Raw genomic sequence first — 20,479 nt, 5'->3', positions numbered from 1 at the left:
CGTGCAGTGTCAAGCCCTGCGAGCGGATTGCGATGAAGGAATGCCGGAGAGGCCGGCCTTGTGCCTAGTGGCTGGGAATCTGCGCCAGTACCAATTGTGTTGTCTGGCGCAAGTGCTGGGCCAGCAGTTCGGCGGCGGTGTCGGCATCGCGGGTCAACGCGGCTTCCAGCAGTTGCCGGTGCTCGTCAGCCACGTTGCGTTCCTTGCCCTTCTTCGGGGCCGTTGCGCTTTTAGCACCGGTATTGCGTTGCACGGACAGGTAGCGGTAACGCGCGGTCTGATCGCGCAGCAGTTCGGCGATAGCAATGAGCGACTTCGAATCGCTGCCGCTGATCAGTGCCGAATGGAAGGCGGAATGCGCTTGTTCCCATTCGGCGGATAGCCCCGATCCGTCGGGCGCATGCAGGGGCAGGCGGCTCAGGCGGTAGTGCGCGCCCGCCAATCGCTCTTCCCAGTCCAGGCTGCCGCGCGCAATGGCGCGGCGCAGCGCTTCGCATTCGATGTGGATCCGGGTTTCGGTGATGTCGAGCAATTCTTCCGCCGAGACGTCGGCCACGCGGAAGCCGCGCTGGTCTTCCGCGACCACGAATCCGCTGGTGGCCAGGCGCGAGAGCGCTTCCCGCAGCGGGATGGCCCCGCTGTCGTAGCGTTCGCAGAGATCCTTGATGCGCAGGCGTGCCCCTGGGGGCAGGTGGCCCGTGATGATGTCTGCGCGGATGTCATTGGCCAGGGCCGATGCCGCAGTCCGGAATGGGGTCGAGGCGGAAGTCATGCGAAACGATAAGGTTTTTATCTATGAAGCTCAAGTTATCCAGGGAAAACCAGAATATATATATTTTTTAGGATTACATATTCTTCGGTCAGCCCTCACCATCAGGAGATCACGTGAAACTGGCCACCCTACAAATCGACGGCGCGCCGTGCGCCGCCGCTCTCGTGCAAGGCCGCCTGGCGCTGCTTGCCGCTCCCGGCACCGACCTGGGCGCGCTGCTGCGCCAGGGCAAGACGCTGACGGACCTGGAACGCCTGGCCGCCGCGGCCACGCAGTTCGTCGATCCCGACCGCGCGACCTTCCTATCGCCCTCGATCGAACCGCCCAAGATTCTCTGTGTCGGCCTGAACTACGCGGACCACACCAAGGAAAGCCCGTACGCGCAGCCTGATTACCCGACGCTTTTCCTGCGGGTGTCGACGAGCCTGGGCGCCCACGATGCCGTCGTGGAGCGTCCCGCGCTCAGCGATACGCTGGATTTCGAGGGCGAGATGGTCGTGGTCCTGGGCAAGGGCGGGCGCAGGATTTCCAAGGAACAGGCGTTGGACCATGTGTTCGGCTACGCCGTGGGTAATGAAATCTCGGTGCGCGAATACCAGTTCAAGTCGCCGCAATGGACGGTGGGCAAGAACTTCGACGGCACGGGTACCTGGGGGCCATACGTGGTCACGGCGGACGAGTTGCCGGCGGGCGGAAGCGGGTTGCGGATCGAGACCCGCCTCAATGGCGAGACGATGCAGTCGTCCAACACCCGTGACATGCTGTTCGACGTGGCCACCGTGATCTCGACGGTCAGCGAGGCCATCACCCTGCAGGCCGGGGACATCATTTTTTCCGGGACACCCGCGGGCGTCGGCTTCGGCCGCACACCCAAGCTGTACATGAAGGACGGCGACACCGTCGAAGTCGATATTGAACGCATCGGCGTGTTGCGCAACCGCATCCGCGACGAAGTCTCCGCCGCCTAGGCAGTTCGCCACGCATCCAGAGGCCTCGGCGCCATTCATGGCGCCGAGGTGCGCAGCCCCGCTCCCTTCCAGGAATTCCAGACATGCGTACCGTAGCTTCCGTTGTGAACCGATCCGTGACGAGTCCCGCGCGCCGGCGCTGGGCGAAACTGCTGTTGGCGGCCGGGCTGGCCTCCAGTCTGGGCGTGGCCAGCGCCGCGGACTGGCCGGCGAGGCCCGTGAAGATCGTGGTGCCGTTCGCGGCAGGCGGGACCACCGACCTGATCGCGCGGTTGATCGCGACGCCTATGTCGCAGCAGCTGGGGCAAGCGGTGGTGGTCGAGAATCGTCCGGGCGTGGGCGGCCTGCTAGGCGCCGATGCCGTCGCAAAGGCGGCGCCAGACGGCTATACGCTGTTGATGGCCAATATCTCCTACCCGCTGGCCGCGCTGGTGGCGCAGGGGGCGAAGCGGCTGAACTTTGATCCCTTGGCCGACCTGCGCAGCGTGAGCGTGGTGGCGAACGTGCCGCTGGTCATCACGTCCACGCCTTCGGTGCCGGCGCGCAATCTGCGCGAGTTCGCGGACCTGCTCAAGCAGAATCCCGCCACCCACTACGCCTACGGTTCGACGGGCCCAGGCTCCTACATCCACGTATTCGGCGTATGGTTCCAGGAGCAGACCGGCGCCGCCATGACGCACGTGCCGTTCAAGGGCGCGGCGCCCCTGAAGAGTGAAATGCTTGCGGGCCGCATCCAGATGGGCGGCGACCAGTTGTCTTCATCGTTGAGCGACATCCGGGCCGGCTCCTTGACTGCGCTGGCCGTCACGTCTCCGCAACGTTCGCCATCCCTGCCTGACGTACCCACAGCCAGTGAGCTGGGTTTTACCGGTATCGACACCGAGGGATGGAACGGTCTACTTGTGCCGGCACAGACGCCCGATGCCGTCGTGGCGCGTATACGCGAGGCGGTGGCCAGTGCCGTCCAGCAGCCCGCGATCCGCCAACGTCTTGCCGAGCTGGGGGCCGAACCAAGCGGGTCCAGCCCCGACCAGATGAGCGCACTGCTGAAAGGGCAGTTCGCCCAATTCGGCCCTATGGTTTCACGCCTTCAACTCGAGTGACGACGTTGCGGGACACTGATCGCCGGCGGCGTCTCACCGTCCAACGAGTCCAACCAGAAAGGCCAGCAATGAGAGCGTTGCTTAGCGGCGTTGCCGCATGTCTGCAGTCCCTGATCGGCGTCCTGGCGTTCACTCCTGGGCACGCGCAGGCCGACGCGCCGCCTGTTTCCATTGTCGTTCCACAACCGGTGGGCAATCCCACGGATGGTGTCGCTCGCAAGCTGCAGCCGCTGCTGCAGGCCGCGCTGGGCAGAACCGTCATTGTGGAGAATCAACCTGGGGCGGGCGGCTCGATCGGCACGCAACGGGTGCTGAACGCGCCGGCGGATGGGCGCATGTTGTTGATCGCGTCCCAGACCGAACCCATCCTGACGCCTGCCACGATGCAGCATGTGAAGTATCGGGCCGAAAACCTGCGCGCCGTGGCGGTGGTGGCGCGCCTGCCCTACATCCTGACCGGTAGCAATGCGCTTGCGGCCAGGAACCTCGATGAACTGACCCAGCTCGCGCGGAACCAGGGGGACAAGGGGCTGAACTTCGGCCATATCGGCCCGGGTTCGATGATTCACCTATTGGGGGAGCAATGGGCGCGGCAAAGTGAATTCAAACTTAATCATGTCGTCTATCGCGGTGTGCCGCCGGTCACGCAGGATCTGATGGGCGGACAGATAGAGTTGAGCTTCCTGCCCCTGGGCGGCTCGACGCTGGACCTGATCGAGTCGGGGCGCATACGGGCCTACGGCACGACTGGCGCCTCGCCGAGCCCAAAGTTGCCGCAAGTTCCGTCCCTCTCGGCGTCCAGCGTAAAGCTGCGGGATTTCGTGTACGGGACCTGGATAGCCTTCCTGGTGCCGGCCAAGACGCCGGATGCGACTGTCGCCAGCCTTAACCGCGCGATCGTCCAGGCCATGGAAGACGCAGCGTTTCGCGAGTATGTTGTTTCGACCGGAATGGAGCTGGCCGCGCAGAATACTCTGGCGGACCTGCGCGACTTCTATGCAACGGAGACGGCCCTGTATGAAGGCCTGGCGCGGAAAGTAGCCGTCGAGCAGTAAATGCAGGGCATGCGGGCCAAAACAGAACAAGATTCCTGGAGACAGACATGCAATCGAATGCGCAGACAGCGCCGCTCGCCGTGCACTCGGTGGATGAGTTCGTGTTCAGCGTTCCCGATATCGAAGAGGCCAGGCGCTTCTATTCGAACTTCGGCCTGGATGTGCGGGATGAAGGCGAATACCTGGCGCTTTACACCCATGGTCATCCGCAACGCTGGGCGCGTATCCGGCAAGGGGACCGCAAACGCCTCCTGTGGCTAAGCATGGGGATCCACGCCAGCGACGCGGAGCGCTTCGCCGCGCACCTGGACAGCCAGGGCATTGCGCGCATCGCCGCGCCGCCGGGCGCCGATCCCGGCGGGCTCTGGATCGAGGCTCCCGACGGGCTGGCCTTGCAGCTGCGGATCGCCCGCAAGTCCTCGCCATCGGCTCCCGCGCCGCAAGAACCGCGCCAGGCCAGCGGCAACGCCGGCCGCGCGCCTGCGCGCAGCCAGGTGCGCCAGGTCAAGCCGCTGTACCTGTCGCACATCTTGCTGTTCAGCGCCGACGTGGTCGGCGCGACCCGGTTCTACGTCGACGCGCTCGGCCTGCGTGTGTCGGACATTTCGGGCGATGTGATCGCCTTCATTCACAGTCCGCACGGCAGCGACCATCATCTGATCGCGCTGGCCAAATCCCATGGCCTGGGCCTGCATCACAGCAGCTGGTGCGTGTCGTCCATCGATGCGGTGGGACTGGGCATGGAGCAGATGGGGGCGGCGGGTTACGCGGAGGGCTGGGGGGTGGGCCGCCATGTACTGGGCTCCAACTACTTCCGTTATGTGCGCGATCCTTGGGGCAGCTACGCGGAGTATTCATACGACATCGACTACATCGCCGAAGGGCAGCAGTGGCCGTCGGGAGATTATCCGCCGGAGGATTCGTTGTACGTGTGGGGCCCGGCATTGCCGTCGGACTTTATCGTCAATTACGAGGGGGATGCCTGAGCAACGCGGCTGCGCTCCCGAACGGGGATGGCAGCCGCGTCCGCCGCCTAGCTGATGGCGTTCATGCCCAGGATCTCGCGTCCGGCGATCAGGGTCTGGATCTCCGTCGTGCCTTCCGGAATCATGCCGCCGCGGGTGTCGCGGAAGATGCGTTCGATCGGATACTCCTCCGAATAGCCCAGGCCGCCATGCACTTGCAACGCCATGTTTGCCACTTCGTGGGCGGCTTCGGTTGCGTAGAGTTTGGCGATGGAGCAGGCCTGGCGCACGTCCTTGCCGGCTTGCAGCGCGTGGGCGGCGCGCATGCCCAGGGCGCGCGCCGCTTCGACGCGAACCGTCATGTCGACGATATGCTTTTGCACGAGCTGGAAGCTGCCGATGGGGCGGCCGAACTGCTCGCGCTGCCTGGCGTAGTCGGTGGACAGATCCAGCGCTGCCTGCGCCGCGCCAACGGCGCCCATGGCGATGTTCAGCCGCGCGGCGTCCAGGCCCTTGAGCGTGCCGGAGAGCGCCGCGCCCTCAACGCCGACCAGGTTTTCCTTCGGGATGCGCACATCCGTGAAACCCAACTCGGCAGTGCCGGTGCAGCGCAGCACCATGGTGTCGAGCTTGCGGACGTCATAGTTGGCAAGCGCGCGTTCGACGATGAATGTAGACAGCTTGCCTTCGCAGGTAGGGCTGAAGCTGCGCGCAACCACCATGACGAAATCCGCGTCGCAGCCATTGGTGATCCATAGCTTGCGGCCGTTGATGACCCATTCGTCGCCGACCAGCTCGGCCCGGGTCTGGATGCCGGCGATATTGGAGCCGGTATTCGGTTCCGTCAGCCCGGTGCAGGCCTTGAGGCGGCCGGCCATGAGCGGCTTCAGGTACTTCTCCTTTTGCGCGGGCGTTCCGTGCGCGGCCAGGCGCTTGATGGAGCCGTTGGTGATGTTGACGATGGTGCGCAAGGAGAGCCAGTGGTATCCCAGCTCTTCCATCATCATGGCCCACGTCGGCATGTCTATGCCGTGCCCGCCTTCCTCTTCCGGCAGGTTGCCGCCCAGGTAGCCAAGTTCCGCCAGCTTGGGCATCAGGTCGAACGGAAACGTCCGCGCCTTCTCGTGCTGCGCCACGATGGGCACGACTTCCGCCTGCATGAAGCGGCGGATGCTGTCCCGCAGCGCTTCTTGTTCTGGCGTCAGGTCAATGTTGCTCATGCCCTTACTCCATCTTCAGATTGGCGCGTTCCACCAGGTCTCGGGTGGCCTCGCGATGCTCCGCCCAGAACTTGGCGAACGCCTCGGGCGAACTGCTGACCAGCGGCGTGGCGATGCGTTCGAAGCGTTCCTGCACGATCGGCATGGCGGCCGTGTCTTCGAGGGCGCGCGCGAGCTTGTCAATGATGGGCTTGGGCGTGCCGGTGGGGACGACCACCGCCTGCCAGGTGGTGACCTTGAAGCCGGGCACGCCGGATTCGGCGATGGTGGGCAGGTCTGGCAGATCCTTGACGCGGGTGGCGCCACTGACGGCCAGGGGCCGCAGCATGCCGTCTTTGATGTAGGGGAGGGAGCTGGAGCGGCTGTCGATCATGAACGTCAGCCGTCCGGCGATCAGGTCTTGCAGCGCGGGCGCGCTGCCTTTGTACGGCACGTGCGTGAGCTTGGTGTTCAGGGCCAGCGCGAGGGAGGACGCCGCGGTGTGCGCCGAACTGCCGTAACCGGGTGAGCCATAGGTCAGCGTGGCCTGCTTGTCCGCCTTGATGGCCGCGATCAGGTCCGCCATGGTCTTGTAGGGCGAATCCTTGGGTACCACGACCACCAGGGGCGAATCCGTCAGTTGGGCGACGGGCGCGAAGGCCTGGGCGGGATCGACCTTCAGGTCCTTGTACAGGTACTGATTGACGGCGATGGTGGCCGCATTGGTCCAGAGGATGGTGTAGCCGTCGGCGGGAGCGCTGGCCACGGCCAGCAGCGACAGATTGCCGTTGGCGCCAGGCTTGTATTCCGGGATGACGGGCTGGCCCAGCTTCTTGCTGAGCTCGTCCTGCATCATTTTGAACGCGATATCCGAAGGTCCTCCTGGCGCAAACCCGATCACCGCGCGTATCGGCTTGTCCGGCCATTCCGCGGCGGAGGCCGCCGTTGCGAAGCCCGCGGCCAGCAGAACTGCCGCAACCATCTTGCTGAACTCCATTCCTGTCTCCTGTTTTTTTGGATTGAACGCGCTCGCGACGCGCGGGACGGACTCTTGCCTGGTCCGTTTGTAATTCGCATAACGAATTAATAATTCGTTTAATGAATTGATAATACTGCGCCGGTTTTCACGCCGCAATAAGGGTTGTGAATTGGCGAGAGAGCGCGCGTTACGCGGCAATGAAAAATCCCTGCCGCGCTTTGGGGGCGGGGCAGGGATGAGAGGGGGAAGGACGCCGCTGGCGCGGGAAGCTTCAGGCGGAATCGACCATGCGCCGGAAGCGCGCGCTGGCCTGCATGCATTCCTGCTGCAGCCGCCGCACGATGCTTTCCACGGGCTCGATGCAGCGCGCAAAGCCCACCGCGGGGCCCATCGACAGCATGCCTTCTTCGTGCAGGCCAGCTTGATAGGCAAGCGCCTGAGTGCGTTCGCCGCTGATCAGCTCGCCGAAGTCCGCATAGCTGTTCGCGCCCGCCTGTTCCAGGGCGGCGACTTTGCGGGCGTTTTCGTTGTCGAGGATGCGCCAGGTGTCGCCCAGGCCGCCAAGCACGGTGCGAGTGCCGTGTTCGTTGGTGGCGACCACCCGTTGCTTATAGGCGTCATGCGCAGGCGTTTCCTGGGCTGGCGTGAAGACGCTGCCCATGACCACCGCATCGGCGCCCAGTGCCAATGCCGCGGCGATCTGCCGCCCATGCCCGATGCCGCCGCCCAGCGCCAGCGGAATGTGCAGCTGTTCAAGGGCGTAGGCGCCGTTGAGGAAAGTTGGCAGCTGGTTGCTGCCGGGGTGGCCGCCTTCTTCCATGCCGACAAGGGTGATCGCGTCCACGCCCATGTTCTGCGCGGCGACGGCATGGCGCACGTGCGCGCATTTGTGGATGACGATGGCGCCGGCCTCGCGTATGGCGGGTAGCAAGGGAGCGGGCGGCAGCCCCGCCGTTTCGAAGAGGCGTACGCCTTCGTCGAGCGCGATGCGCAGGCGGGTAAGCATGGCGTCATTGCGGGCGGCGCGGCGCGACAGCGTGAGATTGACGCCGAAGGGCAGGCCGTCCGTCAGCGCGGCGCAGTCGCGCAGCGCCTGCCTGAAATCTTCATCCGTGCGCGAACTGCGCGCGGTAATGAATCCCATGCCTCCAGCGCGCACCATGGCCGCTACCAGGCGCGCATCGGACAGCCACATCATGCCGCCAAGCAGCAAGGGCCAACGTATGCCCATCAATTCCGTGATGCGGGTGGGCCAGCTTTGGGGAATGGCGGGCACGCGGGCCGGCGCGAGGGGCGGCGTCACACATGCCTCCCCATCAGCAGTATGGGTTGGAGTTCGCGCGCCAGCTGCTGCAGCGTAGGGCCGGCTTCATCGAGCATCAGTGCGCGGGGCAGCAGCGCCGCGGGACCGCCGCAACTGACGACATAGCGTTCGCCGGCGGGCAGGTCGATCGCGGCGGCGACTGTGTTGATCTGATAGGCGGGACGCTCGTGATAGACGAAGCCGCGTTCGGGGTACAGCGCGATGGCATCCGCGATGGCTTGCTGTTCCGCCGTGTCTCCGGCTTTGCCGGAGGCGCGGGCTTCCTGCAGCAGCGCGTCGCGTTCCTCGGCCGAGCAGCAGGCCAGGTAAGCCCAGCCGATCGCGCTGTGGAACAGCGGAATGCGTGAACCCACGCGCAGGTTCATCAGCAGGGGCGAGTTCCCCTGGCAGCGCAGGAGGTAGACGATGCTGTCGCCGTCGCGCCGGCCCAGAGCCACAGCCACCTGATAGCGGTCTGCCAAGGCCTGGAGCATGGGCCGGATGACGTCCAGCGCTTCTTGGCCTGCCAGCGCCGAGCCGCCCAGCGCAATGGCGGCGATGCCCAGTTGCAGCTTGTCCTTGCCGGGCACGGCAGCAAGGAACCCTGTTTTCTGCAAGGTATGGCACAGGCGCCAGACGGTGGGCTGGGCCAGGCCGGTCAGATGGGCCAATTCCGTCGTGCCCAGCATGCGCCGTTCGGCGCTGAAGCAGCGAAGGATGTCCAGCCCGCGAGCAAGCGCGGTGACGAATTGGCGGTCGGGTTCGGCGGATTCTTCGGTGGCGTCCTGCTTGGGCGCGCGGGATGAGGCTCTTGACACGGGCAAGCTCCTTTTTTATGATCAATTCACTAAATGAATTATAAATTCGCATAGCAAATTATGCAAGATCAGGAGGACGATGTGAGCGGTGAGCAGGATTGTGCGCTCCAGGCCCAGGGCGTGATGGCCTGGCCGGGCGTTTGCCATTGGGGCGCCAATGCCCTGGCGCGGACCTTGGGTGCCGCCGGCACGCGCCTGCGGCTACCGCTCGTGGTGACCGACGCCGGCACCTGGGGGGCGGTGGGCACTCGCGTGGAGGCGGCGCTTGCGGCCGTGCCAGGACTGCAATGGCACGTCTATGACGGGGTAGTGCCCAATCCCGCCATGGCGCAGGTGCGGGCCGCGCTGCGCTCGGCCCGCGAGTTGGGTTGCGCCACCGTCATGGCCGTCGGCGGCGGCAGCGCCATCGACGTGGCCAAGGCGGTTTACGCCTGCCTGGCGGGCGGACTGGATGCCGAGGACCTGCAGGAGCCCAGCGGACAGGCCTGGCTGGCCGCCGCCGCCCACGCGGCCGATCCTCTCTTTATTGCCGTTCCCACCACCTCGGGCACTGGCAGCGAAAGCAGTTCGGCGGCGCTGATCCAGGGCGACGACGGACGCAAACGGCTGATCCGTTCCAATCGCGCGCGGCCGTCCCTGGTGGCGTTGCAGCCAGACTTGACGCTCAGCCTGCCGCCACGCCCCACAGCGCAAGGCGGCTTCGACGCGGTGCTGCATGCGCTGGGCGCGTGGATCAATACCGATCCATCGCCGGTTGGCAAGGCGATGGCGCTGCAGGCACTGCGCCTGTGCATGCGGACGCTGCCCGACGTGCTGCGCGCGCCGGACAGTCTGCGCGCGCGCGCCGACATGCAGATGGGCGCCTACATGGCGGGGCTGGCCATCGGCATGAGCAAGGTGGACGCCGTGCACGCCATGTGCACGCCATTGGAGTCGCGCGTCCACATGGCGCATGCGGAAGTACTGGGTCCGATCTTCAGCGTGGTGGCGCGCCATACGGCGCAGACCGCCGCCGCACCCTACGCCGCGGCCGCGCGCGCGCTGGGTATCGCCGCCACAGGCAACGATCACCAGGACGCCACGGCGCTGATCGAAGCGGTCGAGTCTCTGGCGCGGCTGGCGGGTATTCCGCTGCGTTTCGCGGATTTGACGCTGTCGGAACAGGATGCTGGCTTGCTTGCAAGCCAAGCCATGCTGAGCGCTTCCATGCCCATCAATCCGAGGGTCCTCGCGCCCGCAGAAATCCAATCCCTATACCTGCAAATGGCCGCGTAAGGAGCGCCCGCATGGATGTCATTGATTCCCGTCCCTATGATCTGCTGATCGGGGAAAGCTGGCGCGCAGGCGCCGAAGGCCGCACGTTCGATACCTTCAATCCTGCAACGGCGCAGGTGCTTGCCCGCGTGCATGAGGCGTCGGCGGCCGACGTCGACGCCGCGGTGCAAGCCGCGCACGCCGCCTACGAAACGCATTGGCGCCGCACCACGCCTGCCCACCGCGGCAAGCTGTTGCGGCGGCTGGCCGAGCTGTTCGAGCGTGACCGAGAAAAACTGGCCTGGATCGAAACGCTGAACGTGGGCAAGCCCATCACGCATTCGCTGGATTCGCTCAAGGGCATGCCGGCATCGCTGGAGTACTTCGCGGGCATCATCCCGGCCCTGCGCGGCGAGACCATCCCCGTGGGCAACGTCGACGTGCTCAATTTCACGATCCGCGAGCCGCTGGGCGTGTGCGCGCTCATCATGCCGTGGAATTATCCGATGACCCTCACGGTCAACAAGCTCGGCCCGGCACTGGCCGCGGGCAATACGGTGATCCTCAAACCGTCGGAGGTGACGCCGCTATCCAGCATGGCATTGGCCCGGCTGTTCGAGGAAGCGGGATTTCCGCCGGGGGTCATCAACGTGGTCAACGGACCGGGCGCCACGGTGGGCGAGCGGCTGGTCACCCATCCGCTGGTGTCGCGGGTCTCGTTTACCGGAGGCACGGTGACGGGAGCGCGCATCCAGGCGGCCGCGGCGGCCGACGTGAAGCGGGTCACGCTGGAACTGGGCGGCAAGTCACCGCTGATCGTGTTCGAGGACGCGCCGCTGGACAAGGCGGTCGCCGTGGCCGCGGGGGACCTCATCAAGAATTCCGGCCAGGTGTGCATTGCCTGCACGCGGTTGCTGGTGCAGGAATCCGTGCGCGAGGAGTTCCTGGGCTTGTTGCAGCAGCGCCTGGACGCCGTGCGCATCGGTGCACCCACGGACCCGGCCACCGAGATGGGGCCCCTGGTCAGCGCCGCGCAGAAACAGCGGGTCGAGAAGTACGTGGGGTTGGCGGCGGAAGAAGGCGCGCTACCTGCGCGCTACGGCCAGATGAAACTGGAAGCCGATACGGCCCGAGGCTATTTCGTGCCGCCTACGCTGCTGCTGAACTCCCATGCGCGGATGCAAAGCGCGCAGGACGAGATATTCGGCCCGGTCCAGTCCCTTATCGGCTTTCGCGACGAGGCAGAGGCCCTGCGCATTGCCAACGACACGCGCTACGGCCTGGCCGCGGTGCTGTACACGCGCGACGGGGGCCGGGCCCTGCGCATGGCGCGCGGCCTGCAGTCGGGCAGCGTCGCCATCAATACCGGCCTGCGCACGTCGTTCGACGCGCCGTTCGGCGGCTACAAGCAGTCCGGAATCGGCAAGGAACGCGGGCTGGAAGCCATCTACGAAAACACGCAACTCAAGAACGTCAAGTACGACACCACCATCTAGCGCGTCAGCGGCTAGCAACGGAGACAACATGAAATTCATCGTCAAGCTGGCCTCGGGCTTCGCGGCCTGCATGCTGGCCGCGGCCGCGCATGCCGCGTGGCCGGACAGGCCCATCCGCATGGTCATCGGTTTTGCACCGGGCGGCGCGTCGGACATCGCTTTCAAGATGGTGCAGGACGAGCTTTCGAAAAAGCTCGGACAGCCGGTGGTGCCGATCTACAAGCCGGGCGCCAACGGCAACATCGCCAACCAGGCCGTAGCCACGGCCGAGCCTGACGGCTACACCGCGCTGTGGGCCAATGTGGGGCCGCTGGCGATCAATACCTATCTCTACAAGGGAGTGGAACTCGATCCCGGCAAGGCTTTTGTTCCGGTGACGCAATTGACCGATTCGCCCCTGGTCGTGGTGGTGCCGAAGTCGTCGCCGTTTCAGACCATGGAGGACCTGGTGCAGGCCGCCAGGAAGCCGGACTCAGGACTGTCGTATGGATCGGCTGGCCATGGCAGCTCCATGCACGTGGCCGGCGCCGCGCTGTCGTTGGCCTTGGGCGCGCCCATGACGCACGTGCCCTACAAGGGCAGCGCGCCCGCTTTGCAGGACCTGATCGCCGGACGCTTGTCCTTCATGGTGGACAGCCGCTCCACCACCGCACCCTTCATCAAGGAAGGCACCCTGCGCGCGCTGGCGGTCAGCGGCGACCAGCGCGTGTCCGACATGCCGGACGTGCCGACCGTAGCCGAGTCCGGCGTGCCCGGCTTCAAGGTGACTACCTGGCAGGCCGTGGTCATGCCGGCCGGGACGCCCCAGCCCATCGTCGACAAGTTCTCCGCTGCGCTGCGCGAAACGCTGCAAATGCCGGAAGTACGGGAGCGCTTTGCACGCATATACACGCCCTTGGTGGGGAGCTCGCCGGAAGCCTTCGCGGCGTTCTGGGCCAAGGAAAGAGCCGGCGCCAAGACCCTGGTGGAGCAAGCCCGGTTGCAGGTCGATTGACCGCCGGGCCCAGCCGGGCCGCGCGCGGCAGGAACATTGAAACTTGAATGGAATGGCATCATGGATCTGGAATTGAACGGTTGCACCGCATTCATTACGGGCGGCGCGGGCACGCTGGGCATGGCAATGGCCAGGCGCTTCGTGCAGGAAGGCTGCAACGTGGTGGTGTGCGACGCCAATGAAGCGGCGATCGAATCCGCCTGCGAGGAATTGTCGGCCCTGGGCGGTCAGGTGCTGGGCGTGCGCGCCGACGTGACGAACAAGGACGATGTGGGCCAAGCCGTGCAGCAGGCGGTAGAGCGCTGGAAAAAGGTCGACATCCTGGTCAACAACGCGGGTTTCGCGCGCGACCGCTATCTGACCAAGATGTCCGAGGAAGATTGGCACGCGGTGCTGGACGTGACGCTGCAGGGGGCCTTCCATTGCTCGCGGGCGGTCCTGCCGCTGATGATGGAACAGCGCTTTGGCCGCGTCATCAATATTGCTTCGCGCGCTCACCTGGGCAATCCCGGGCAGACCAATTATTCGGCCGCCAAGGCCGGCCTGATCGGCTTCACGCGGTCGCTGGCGCTGGAATCCGGCAAGTTCGGCATTACCGCCAATGCGGTTGCCCCCGGCGTCATTTCGACTCCGCGCATGCAGAAGCGGCCCGACTACCAAGAGCTGACCGAACGCGCCAAGACCAACACGCCGGTCGGCCGCCTGGGAGACCCCGCGGACGTGGCCGCCACGGTTGCCTTCCTGGCGTCCCGGCTGGCCGGCTTCACCACGGGCGAGACCGTGCACGTAACCGGAGGACGCTACGCATGAGCACGCCATTCGATCTGGACGAGCATCTGGGCCGTCGCCTGTACTTCGAGGATCTGGCTTCCGGGCAGTGCTGGGAAAGCCCGCGCCGCACGGTCACCGAAGCCGACGTGGTGCAATTTGCCGGCTTGTCCGGCGACTACAACGCGCTGCATACGGACGCGGTGTTCGCCGCCAGCCATCCCTTCGGCCAGCGCGCCGCCCACGGCATGCTGACCCTGGCCATCGCCTCGGGGCTGACCACTCGCATGCCCGTGTACCGCTTGATGGATGGTACCCGCCTGGCCTTGACGGAACTGCGTTGCCAGTGGCGTAAGCCTGTGCTTATCGGCGACACCATCCACGTCGAACTGAGCATCGGCGAAAAGGCGCTGTCGCAGAAACGTCCCGGCACGGGCCGCGTGACCATGCTGCGCACGGTCAAGAACCAGAATGGCGAGATCGTGGTGGAGTCGGAATGGACCACCCTGATGAAATGCCGGCAGGAGGCGAAATGAGCGTGAGTCCGTCCCAGTTCGATCCCGACGTCCGTTTCGACGATCTCGTGGCGCTGACGCAGCCGCGGTCGGTCATGATCGTGGGCGCGTCCACCACGCCGGGCACGCTGGGCCACACCACGGTGGTCAACGTGCTGGAGCATTCGGATTTCGACGGCGAGGTGCATCTGGTCAATCCCAAGGGCGGAGAGCTTTTCGGCAAGCCCTTGCACGCCAGCGTGGCGGCGGTGCCGGTCCAGGGCATCGATGTGGCCTTGCTGCTGGTGCCGGCCGAGTCCGCCGTTGCCACGCTGCGCGCCTGCGCAGAGAAGGGCGTGCGCTACGTCATCGTGTTCACGGGCGGGTTCGCCGAGCTTGGCGTCGCGGGGCGCACGGTCGAGGCCGAGATGCTGGCCGTGGCCCAGGGTAGCGGCATGCGCCTGTACGGGCCCAACTGCGCGGGCATGACCATGTTGGCGCCACGCCTGGGCCTGACCTTCTCCACTGAATTTCGCAACGACGGCAGGACGGGCAGGCTCTCGCGCATCGGCCTGGTGACGCAAGGGGGCGGACTGGGCCGGTCGCTGATGCAGGGCAATGAGCGCGGCGTGTGTTTTTCGCGCTGGTTTTCCACTGGCAATGAGCTGGACCTCGACAGCGCTGATTTCATCAATTGGCTGGCGCAGGACCCCGGCACCGACCTGATCTGCGCAGTCATGGAAGGCATACGCAGCGGCCCCCGTTTCATCGCGGCCGCGGCCGCCGCGCGCCGAGCGGGCAAGCCGTTGATCGCGTTGAAGATCGGCCGCTCGGATTTCGGCAAGAAGGCGGCGCAGTCGCACACCGCATCGCTGGCGGGCGAAGATGCTGTCAACGATGCAGTGTTCTCGCAGTACGGCGTCATCCGCGTGGAGGACCTGGACGAGCTGTTGGATGTGGCCAGCCTGATGTCGCGGGTGGGGGTGCGCAGCCTGCGCAACATCTGCGTGTATTCGTCGTCGGGCGGCGCGGGCGTGTTGTCCGCCGATAAGGTGGGCGAAGCCGGCCTGGCCATGGCGGTGCTGGCCGATGGCACGGTGGCTGAAATGGCGCGCCATGCGCCTGCCTATGCTGCCCTGAGCAATCCGGTGGACCTGACCACCAAGGCGCTGGTGGATCCGGACCTGGCCCGGCGCTGCCTGGCGCCGCTGTTCGCGGATCCCGGCGTTGACGCGGTGCTTTATCCCATTACCTCCAACTATTCGGCCAGCACCGAGGGCCTGGTGCGCAACATGCTGGCCGTTGCGCAAGGCGGCGCCAAGGCTTTCGTGCCCGTCTGGATGAGCAGCCGGCGCGGGCCGGCCCACGATCTGCTCATCGAGGAGGGCTTCGCGCCTTTCTACAGCTTGCGCAATGCAATGCTGGCGCTCAAGCGCGTCAGCGGGTACGCGGAGCAGGGCCGGGACGACGCCCAGGATGCCCCGCCTGCGGGGCTGCCAGTCGCGGCGCCCGCTATCCAGTTCCCCTGCAACGAGGCGCAGGCCAAGGCGCTGCTGGGCCAGTACGGAGTGCGTTCGCCGCGGGAATCCCAGGCAGCCACCGCCGACGCGGCGGCTGCCGCAGCGCGTGCCATCGGCTTTCCCGTGGCGCTGAAGCTGGTGGCGGACGGCGTGCTGCACAAGAGCGAGATCGGCGGAGTGCAGTTGGGGCTGCGCGATGAAACCGAGGTCCGTGGCGCCTTTGAACGCATCCTCTCGAATGCGGCGCGGCATAAGGTGCCGTCCGCGGCCATCCACGGCGTGCTCGTGTCGGAAATGGTGGTGGATGGCGTGGAAATGCTGGTGGGCCTGCATCGGGACGAGGTCTTCGGTCCGGTGCTGACGGTGGGCGCGGGAGGCGTGTGGGTGGAGGTGGAGGCCGACGTGGCGCGCTGCCATCTTCCTGCCAGTCGCGCCCAGATCGAACGCGCGCTTGACCGGGCGCGCATTGCAAAGCGCCTGGCCAGCCATCGCGGCCTGCCGGCGCGCGACAGGCAGGCTCTGGTGGACGCCGTGCGGCGCATCGCCGCCTTGTTCAGCGCCCTGGGAGACGGCGTGCAATCGCTGGAGGTCAACCCGCTGGTCGTGCTGGACGAAGGCAGGGGCGTGGTGGCCCTGGACGCCGTCATTGAATAGCAGACCGCCCAAAAAGTTCACGGAGATTTCAGATGTTCGACAGCAAGATCGGAGGCGGCGACGCCCATACCATTCTGGTGCGTGGCCATGACCTGGTGCACGACCTGTTCAAGCGCGACTTCATCGACGTGCTGGCCCTGGAGCTGCTGGGCGAGTTCCCCACGCCCCAGCTCAAGACCATGCTCAACTTGTTCCTGGTCAGCGCCACCGACCATGGCCTCACGCCCAGCGCCCTGTCGGCCCGGTTGACCCTGCACGGCGCGCCCGAGGCCATGCAAGGCGCACTGGCAGCCGGGCTGCTGGGCGCCGGGAGCCGCTTTCTGGGCGTGATCGAATACGCGGCGCGCTTTTTGCGCGACGCGCTGCCTAAGCAGGACCGCTACACGGATGAGGAGCTGCGCCATTACGCCGAAGAATGCGTCAAGGCCAACAAGGCGGCCAAACGCAAGATTCCCGGCGTCGGGCACCCGATACACGTGGACGGCGATCCTCGTTGCGAGAAGATGTTCGAGATCGCCAAGGACTGCGGCTATTACGGCAACTACTCGCGCTTTGCCGTGGAACTGGCGGCCGCGGCCGCCCGGCAGTCGGGTCGCAAGATTCCACTGAATGCCACGGGGGCCAAGGGCGCCATCGTCCTGGACATGGGCCTGACGCCTGAACTGGGCAAGGCGCTGACGATGATCGGCCGCTCGGTGGGCTTGATGGCGCACATCATCGAGGAACAGAAGAATCCCATTGCGCAGAAGGTATGGGACATGGCCGCGGGCAATGAGTGACGTCCGACGGGTCCATTACGGATCCAGGACTGGATTCAATCCCGGTCCGGCGCGCCTAATGGAAACAGCGGCCGATAAGGCCGCGCTTCTTCCACCGCGCGCGCGAACGAGGGGCGTGCCAACAGGCGCGCCCGATAGGCGCGCAACACCGGATACGTCTCGGCAATGCGATGCGTCCAGTCGCCATAGAAGAGCGAGGGCGCGGCGGCGCAGTCCGCCAGTGTGAAGGCTTCGCCAGCCGCCCAGGCCTTGCCGGCCAGATGGGTTTCCAGCCAGGCATAGGCGACCTCCAGCTTTTCCACGGCCAGCGCCAGCGCTTCGCGGCGCTTGGCTTCGTCGCCGGAGAGCGCGCCGCCCACCGCATGCTGCGTCCAGTTCATGACGTGCAGGTCGAAGAACCGGTCCAGGAAGCGCACTTCCAGCGCCGCCTTGGGCTCGGCGGGCAGCAAGCGCTGCGGTCCGGGATGTTCCAGTTGCAGATGTTCGATGATGATGCTGGTCTCGGCGATATTGCGGTCCCCGTCCTCCAGCAAGGGAAACTTGTGCAAGGGCCAGCGGCGCAGCCATTCCGCCGCGTGCTGCGGGGTTTCGGGACCGATGCAGCGGAACTCGAACGGGGTGCCGTTTTCGTACAGCGCGATCAACACCTTCTGTGTGTAAGAGGAGAACGGGTGGCCGTAAAGCGCAAGCGACATGATGGGGCTCCGGGCGGAAACGCGTGAGGTGAGACCTAGCATCGCCCAGGCCGTGAACTATCGCAAGCTGGAATTCCCGGACCCGGCTCATGGCGGCCGTATGCCATGCGACGCCCTGACCGTCTACACTCGGCCATGTCGCAACCGACGAGGACGATCCAGTTGAAGAAGTTCCGGGATTATTGGTTTGGCATCGCGGTCTCGCTCCTGCTGGCGAGCCTGCTCGCATTCCTGGGCATCGTGTTCGTGTCCGCCGACAACCTGGGTTGGGGGGCGCAGGCGCTGCTGAGCTACGGGGTGATCCTGGGCGGACCGCTGGCGGTGTTGTTGGCGCTCTGCTGGATCGTGTACATGGTGCGCGACAAGGGGCGAGTGCCGGGGCGCGTCCATGCGCTGCTGTTCCTGCCTGCGTTGTCCGCGCTTTCCATCGTGCCCATCAGCGACTCCATCGAGCGGAGCCGGCAGGACAGCTTCCGGGAATCGAACCCCGCGATCCAGGAAACGCACGTCAACCTGAGCGGCCATGGCATCTGGCCGGACATGCGCGGCGGGAGCATATCTTCCGGCGCATCGCGGTATCTGGAACCCGCATCGGCTGAGCAACGCATGTTCCTGAACCTTCACCGCTATCCGAACCCCGGATCCGCGTCTGGCGACCTGTTCCCCTACGTGGGCGCGCGCCTGCGAGATGGCGTGGATCGCTACGTGTATTCCAGCCAGGATGGAGAGCCCGCCGCTTCCCTGCCGCTGCGCCGGCTGCCGTATCCGGATCTGGGCAAGCTGCCTTCGGCGTTTGCGTACGGCGAGGCCGCGCTGGTGGTCTATCAGTACTACCACTATGCGGACCACGTCGAGGTCGCGCCGGGCATCGCGCGCTTTGCCGGCACGACCGAGAGCCAGATGGAGGCTGCCGGCATTCCCGGCTTGGCCCTGTTCGGCCTGGAGAATCTCACGCAGCAGACGATCGCCAGGGTGGAGATCAACGGCCAGTCCTACGACATGGGTTCGTACGCCGCGCGCAGCCTATTGTCCCGGCCTTGCGACCCCATGCGCGGTGGCAGCCCGGTCTTGCTGGATCTGGATCAACCCGTGCGGGTACGTTGGCAGACGATCGAGACGCCCGGGGCCTGGCGCGAGGCGACGATTACCGTGCCAGCCTTCACTGCGGCGAGCAAAAAAGATCCGGACAAAGGCCTGTTGCGCGTGCGTCTGTATTTCCTGCCTGACGGAACGGTGGCGGCCGAGCGCTACAAGGAGATCCGCGCGCGAGGAGAACTCTTCGTACGCGCCACCGGATTGCCCGCCGCGGCGCAAGCCTATACGGGCTGCGGCGGCGCATACTTCGGCTACAACCCGCAAACCGTGAAGTTGCTGGATAACTGAGGCCAGCGCGCGCTACACGTCTTCGACGCGTTGCGATGGCGCGAAAGGCGTGCCCAGTTGCAGAAGCGCATAGATCCGTTGCGTGAACCGCTGGCGCCGCGTGGGCTTGCCCATGCGCCAGCGCGTGTCCAGCCACAGCAGAGGCAGGGCAAAAGCCATCCAGACGACCAAGAAAGCCACCAGCAGGAACGTGGCCAATTCCGGAAAATCCTGTGACGACCGATCGTCCGCGCCGGCGAAGTACTGCAGGCCGACCACCAACAGCCAGGCTGTCAGCATCAGTCCGCCCATCAACTTGAGCAGGCGCGCGCGCTGGGACATGCCGACGCGGATGGGCGTGTCCTTGCCTTGCTCGCCGCCATGGAAGCGGTGGCACATGTAGCAACGGCCGTCTTCAAGATTACGCAGCGCATAAACGACGCGCTGGCCGTCATGGGCCGGGGCCGCGCGCACCGCCATGTCGACGCGGTCATCCTCGGCCAGGAAGGGTAGCGCGTCACCGAAGGATTCCTGGGCGAGCAGCACAAAGTTCTCGCCATTGACCGTATAGCGATAGATGCCATAGTTGGGCCCTTTGTGGACCTGCCGCGTTTCGTGCGTAAGGCCTGAAATATGGCCCCGCACCTGCGCGATGGGCGGCTCGCCAGCGTCCTCTTGCGACAGCGGCTCTAGCCGTGGCCTTTTGGGCGGCGGGCCCGCGGTGGCGGCTTTGGGCTTGCGCCGGGGATCGAACAGCGCTTCGCTTGCCAGGATCAGCGGGCGGTCGCGGCGGTTGTGCCAAAGACCATGCAAAGCAGACCCGGCCACCATCAACGCCACCAGGGCGACGACCAGGGCGAAGACCATCAAGAACACCCGCGTGAGGCTGCCGATGCCAAGCAGCCACGCCAGCCAGAGGAATGCCGCGCCCACCGCCGTGCCGATGGCAACCTCGCGCCATCCTCGCCGTTTCAACGATTGGTAGTAGCGGGGTGGAATGGGCTCCCCGCTTGCGGGAACAGCCCAGGAGAAGACGAGCTGGCCGTCATTGCCGTCCATCACGCCGACGCGCAGCGGGATCCCCTGCTCATGCATGCGCTGCAGCTGGTTGATCTGTGACGCTTCGAGTCCGGCGGCGATGACGCTGTCTGTCCCGATGCGCAGGAAAGCATCGCGCCGCACGACGGGCACGGCGAGCCGGATCTGGTGGATGGTTCCTTCAAGTATGCGGGCGGAGGGCTGCGCCATGGCGGGCTTCGGGATGAAAACCGTCAAGGATAGCGTAGCGGCCCCCGTTCATG

At 65.7% G+C, this 20,479-nt stretch carries 19 protein-coding genes; 12 read left to right on the top strand and 7 right to left on the bottom strand.

What is annotated here, in order from left to right:
- Nucleotides 1-64: 64 nt before the first annotated feature.
- On the bottom strand, nt 65-772 hold the full coding sequence (locus CEY08_RS19980; protein WP_042795018.1) for a GntR family transcriptional regulator: 708 nt from the start codon (nt 770-772) through the stop codon (nt 65-67).
- Nucleotides 773-885: 113 nt separating this feature from the next.
- Between CEY08_RS19980 and CEY08_RS19975 the strand changes: the two genes are divergently transcribed.
- The 4 genes from CEY08_RS19975 (at nt 886) to CEY08_RS19960 (ending at nt 4,884) form a co-directional block, all read left to right on the top strand.
- Nucleotides 886-1,740 carry a fumarylacetoacetate hydrolase family protein gene (locus CEY08_RS19975; protein ID WP_076815368.1) on the top strand — a complete coding sequence of 285 codons (855 nt, stop codon included), beginning with the start codon at nt 886-888 and terminating at the stop codon, nt 1,738-1,740.
- Nucleotides 1,741-1,823: 83 nt separating this feature from the next.
- Nucleotides 1,824-2,843: a Bug family tripartite tricarboxylate transporter substrate binding protein gene (locus tag CEY08_RS19970; RefSeq protein WP_082884756.1), complete on the top strand. Its 1,020-nt coding sequence runs from the start codon at nt 1,824-1,826 to the stop codon at nt 2,841-2,843.
- Nucleotides 2,844-2,911: 68 nt separating this feature from the next.
- Complete coding sequence (locus CEY08_RS19965; protein ID WP_084738600.1) at nt 2,912-3,898, top strand: Bug family tripartite tricarboxylate transporter substrate binding protein; 987 nt, start codon at nt 2,912-2,914, stop codon at nt 3,896-3,898.
- A gap of 47 nt (nt 3,899-3,945) precedes the next feature.
- Nucleotides 3,946-4,884, top strand: coding sequence for a VOC family protein (locus CEY08_RS19960; protein ID WP_076815366.1), 939 nt, complete (start codon nt 3,946-3,948; stop codon nt 4,882-4,884).
- Nucleotides 4,885-4,931: 47 nt separating this feature from the next.
- Here CEY08_RS19960 and CEY08_RS19955 read toward each other — a convergent pair whose 3' ends face one another.
- The 4 genes from CEY08_RS19955 to CEY08_RS19940 all read right to left on the bottom strand — a co-directional run bounded on the left by CEY08_RS19955 (nt 4,932) and on the right by CEY08_RS19940 (nt 9,162).
- Nucleotides 4,932-6,083 (bottom strand): acyl-CoA dehydrogenase family protein, encoded by a 1,152-nt coding sequence (locus tag CEY08_RS19955; protein WP_042795016.1) that lies wholly within the window; start codon nt 6,081-6,083, stop codon nt 4,932-4,934.
- A gap of 4 nt (nt 6,084-6,087) precedes the next feature.
- The gene (locus CEY08_RS19950; RefSeq protein ID WP_076815364.1) at nt 6,088-7,059 is read right to left on the bottom strand and encodes a Bug family tripartite tricarboxylate transporter substrate binding protein; all 972 of its coding nucleotides are present in this window, start codon (nt 7,057-7,059) and stop codon (nt 6,088-6,090) included.
- 253 nt (nt 7,060-7,312) lie between these two features.
- Nucleotides 7,313-8,344 (bottom strand): NAD(P)H-dependent flavin oxidoreductase, encoded by a 1,032-nt coding sequence (locus CEY08_RS19945; protein WP_084738599.1) that lies wholly within the window; start codon nt 8,342-8,344, stop codon nt 7,313-7,315.
- Nucleotides 8,341-9,162 carry an IclR family transcriptional regulator gene (locus tag CEY08_RS19940; protein ID WP_063642739.1) on the bottom strand — a complete coding sequence of 274 codons (822 nt, stop codon included), beginning with the start codon at nt 9,160-9,162 and terminating at the stop codon, nt 8,341-8,343. The genes CEY08_RS19945 and CEY08_RS19940 overlap by 4 nt, the downstream gene beginning before the upstream one ends.
- Nucleotides 9,163-9,222: 60 nt before the next feature.
- On the opposite strand from CEY08_RS19940, the gene CEY08_RS19935 reads away from it, so the two are divergent.
- Genes CEY08_RS19935 through CEY08_RS19905 form a run of 7 tightly spaced genes read left to right on the top strand, consistent with a single transcriptional unit; the run spans nt 9,223 to nt 17,121 of the window.
- On the top strand, nt 9,223-10,437 hold the full coding sequence (locus CEY08_RS19935; protein WP_076815362.1) for an iron-containing alcohol dehydrogenase family protein: 1,215 nt from the start codon (nt 9,223-9,225) through the stop codon (nt 10,435-10,437).
- 11 nt (nt 10,438-10,448) lie between these two features.
- On the top strand, nt 10,449-11,912 hold the full coding sequence (locus tag CEY08_RS19930) for an aldehyde dehydrogenase family protein (RefSeq protein WP_082884753.1): 1,464 nt from the start codon (nt 10,449-10,451) through the stop codon (nt 11,910-11,912).
- A 28-nt stretch (nt 11,913-11,940) separates the two neighbouring features.
- Nucleotides 11,941-12,906: a Bug family tripartite tricarboxylate transporter substrate binding protein gene (locus CEY08_RS19925; RefSeq protein ID WP_076815360.1), complete on the top strand. Its 966-nt coding sequence runs from the start codon at nt 11,941-11,943 to the stop codon at nt 12,904-12,906.
- Between the two features lie 60 nt (nt 12,907-12,966).
- Nucleotides 12,967-13,716, top strand: a complete 750-nt coding sequence (locus tag CEY08_RS19920; protein ID WP_063642736.1) for an SDR family oxidoreductase — start codon at nt 12,967-12,969, stop codon at nt 13,714-13,716.
- The gene (locus CEY08_RS19915) at nt 13,713-14,210 is read left to right on the top strand and encodes a MaoC family dehydratase (protein WP_063642735.1); all 498 of its coding nucleotides are present in this window, start codon (nt 13,713-13,715) and stop codon (nt 14,208-14,210) included. The genes CEY08_RS19920 and CEY08_RS19915 overlap by 4 nt, the downstream gene beginning before the upstream one ends.
- Nucleotides 14,171-16,342, top strand: a complete 2,172-nt coding sequence (locus tag CEY08_RS19910; protein ID WP_232033799.1) for an acetate--CoA ligase family protein — start codon at nt 14,171-14,173, stop codon at nt 16,340-16,342. Before CEY08_RS19915 ends, CEY08_RS19910 begins: the two co-directional genes overlap by 40 nt.
- Nucleotides 16,343-16,374: 32 nt before the next feature.
- Complete coding sequence (locus CEY08_RS19905; protein ID WP_042795010.1) at nt 16,375-17,121, top strand: citryl-CoA lyase; 747 nt, start codon at nt 16,375-16,377, stop codon at nt 17,119-17,121.
- A gap of 35 nt (nt 17,122-17,156) precedes the next feature.
- Here the strand turns inward: CEY08_RS19905 and CEY08_RS19900 are convergent, their stop codons facing one another.
- Nucleotides 17,157-17,816 (bottom strand): glutathione S-transferase family protein, encoded by a 660-nt coding sequence (locus tag CEY08_RS19900; protein WP_063642733.1) that lies wholly within the window; start codon nt 17,814-17,816, stop codon nt 17,157-17,159.
- A gap of 135 nt (nt 17,817-17,951) precedes the next feature.
- On the opposite strand from CEY08_RS19900, the gene CEY08_RS19895 reads away from it, so the two are divergent.
- Nucleotides 17,952-19,199, top strand: a complete 1,248-nt coding sequence (locus CEY08_RS19895) for a hypothetical protein (protein ID WP_076815358.1) — start codon at nt 17,952-17,954, stop codon at nt 19,197-19,199.
- Between the two features lie 12 nt (nt 19,200-19,211).
- On the opposite strand, the gene CEY08_RS19890 is transcribed toward CEY08_RS19895, so the two are convergent.
- Nucleotides 19,212-20,426 carry a hypothetical protein gene (locus CEY08_RS19890; RefSeq protein ID WP_076817894.1) on the bottom strand — a complete coding sequence of 405 codons (1,215 nt, stop codon included), beginning with the start codon at nt 20,424-20,426 and terminating at the stop codon, nt 19,212-19,214.
- Between the last annotated feature and the right edge of the window lie 53 nt (nt 20,427-20,479).

It is taken from the genome of Achromobacter insolitus, from assembly GCF_002209555.1.
GTDB lineage: Bacteria > Pseudomonadota > Gammaproteobacteria > Burkholderiales > Burkholderiaceae_B > Achromobacter > Achromobacter insolitus.
This window is presented reverse-complemented; position numbering and strand designations above follow the sequence as displayed.

Coding starts and splice junctions, on each gene's coding strand:
- CEY08_RS19980 (WP_042795018.1), bottom strand. CDS start 772: ATGACTTCCGCCTCGACCCCATTCCGGACTGCGGCATCGGCCCTGGCC.
- CEY08_RS19970 (WP_082884756.1), top strand. CDS start 1,824: ATGCGTACCGTAGCTTCCGTTGTGAACCGATCCGTGACGAGTCCCGCG.
- CEY08_RS19965 (WP_084738600.1), top strand. CDS start 2,912: ATGAGAGCGTTGCTTAGCGGCGTTGCCGCATGTCTGCAGTCCCTGATC.
- CEY08_RS19960 (WP_076815366.1), top strand. CDS start 3,946: ATGCAATCGAATGCGCAGACAGCGCCGCTCGCCGTGCACTCGGTGGAT.
- CEY08_RS19955 (WP_042795016.1), bottom strand. CDS start 6,083: ATGAGCAACATTGACCTGACGCCAGAACAAGAAGCGCTGCGGGACAGC.
- CEY08_RS19950 (WP_076815364.1), bottom strand. CDS start 7,059: ATGGAGTTCAGCAAGATGGTTGCGGCAGTTCTGCTGGCCGCGGGCTTC.
- CEY08_RS19935 (WP_076815362.1), top strand. CDS start 9,223: ATGCAAGATCAGGAGGACGATGTGAGCGGTGAGCAGGATTGTGCGCTC.
- CEY08_RS19930 (WP_082884753.1), top strand. CDS start 10,449: ATGGATGTCATTGATTCCCGTCCCTATGATCTGCTGATCGGGGAAAGC.
- CEY08_RS19925 (WP_076815360.1), top strand. CDS start 11,941: ATGAAATTCATCGTCAAGCTGGCCTCGGGCTTCGCGGCCTGCATGCTG.
- CEY08_RS19920 (WP_063642736.1), top strand. CDS start 12,967: ATGGATCTGGAATTGAACGGTTGCACCGCATTCATTACGGGCGGCGCG.
- CEY08_RS19915 (WP_063642735.1), top strand. CDS start 13,713: ATGAGCACGCCATTCGATCTGGACGAGCATCTGGGCCGTCGCCTGTAC.
- CEY08_RS19910 (WP_232033799.1), top strand. CDS start 14,171: ATGGACCACCCTGATGAAATGCCGGCAGGAGGCGAAATGAGCGTGAGT.
- CEY08_RS19905 (WP_042795010.1), top strand. CDS start 16,375: ATGTTCGACAGCAAGATCGGAGGCGGCGACGCCCATACCATTCTGGTG.
- CEY08_RS19900 (WP_063642733.1), bottom strand. CDS start 17,816: ATGTCGCTTGCGCTTTACGGCCACCCGTTCTCCTCTTACACACAGAAG.
- CEY08_RS19895 (WP_076815358.1), top strand. CDS start 17,952: ATGTCGCAACCGACGAGGACGATCCAGTTGAAGAAGTTCCGGGATTAT.
- CEY08_RS19890 (WP_076817894.1), bottom strand. CDS start 20,426: ATGGCGCAGCCCTCCGCCCGCATACTTGAAGGAACCATCCACCAGATC.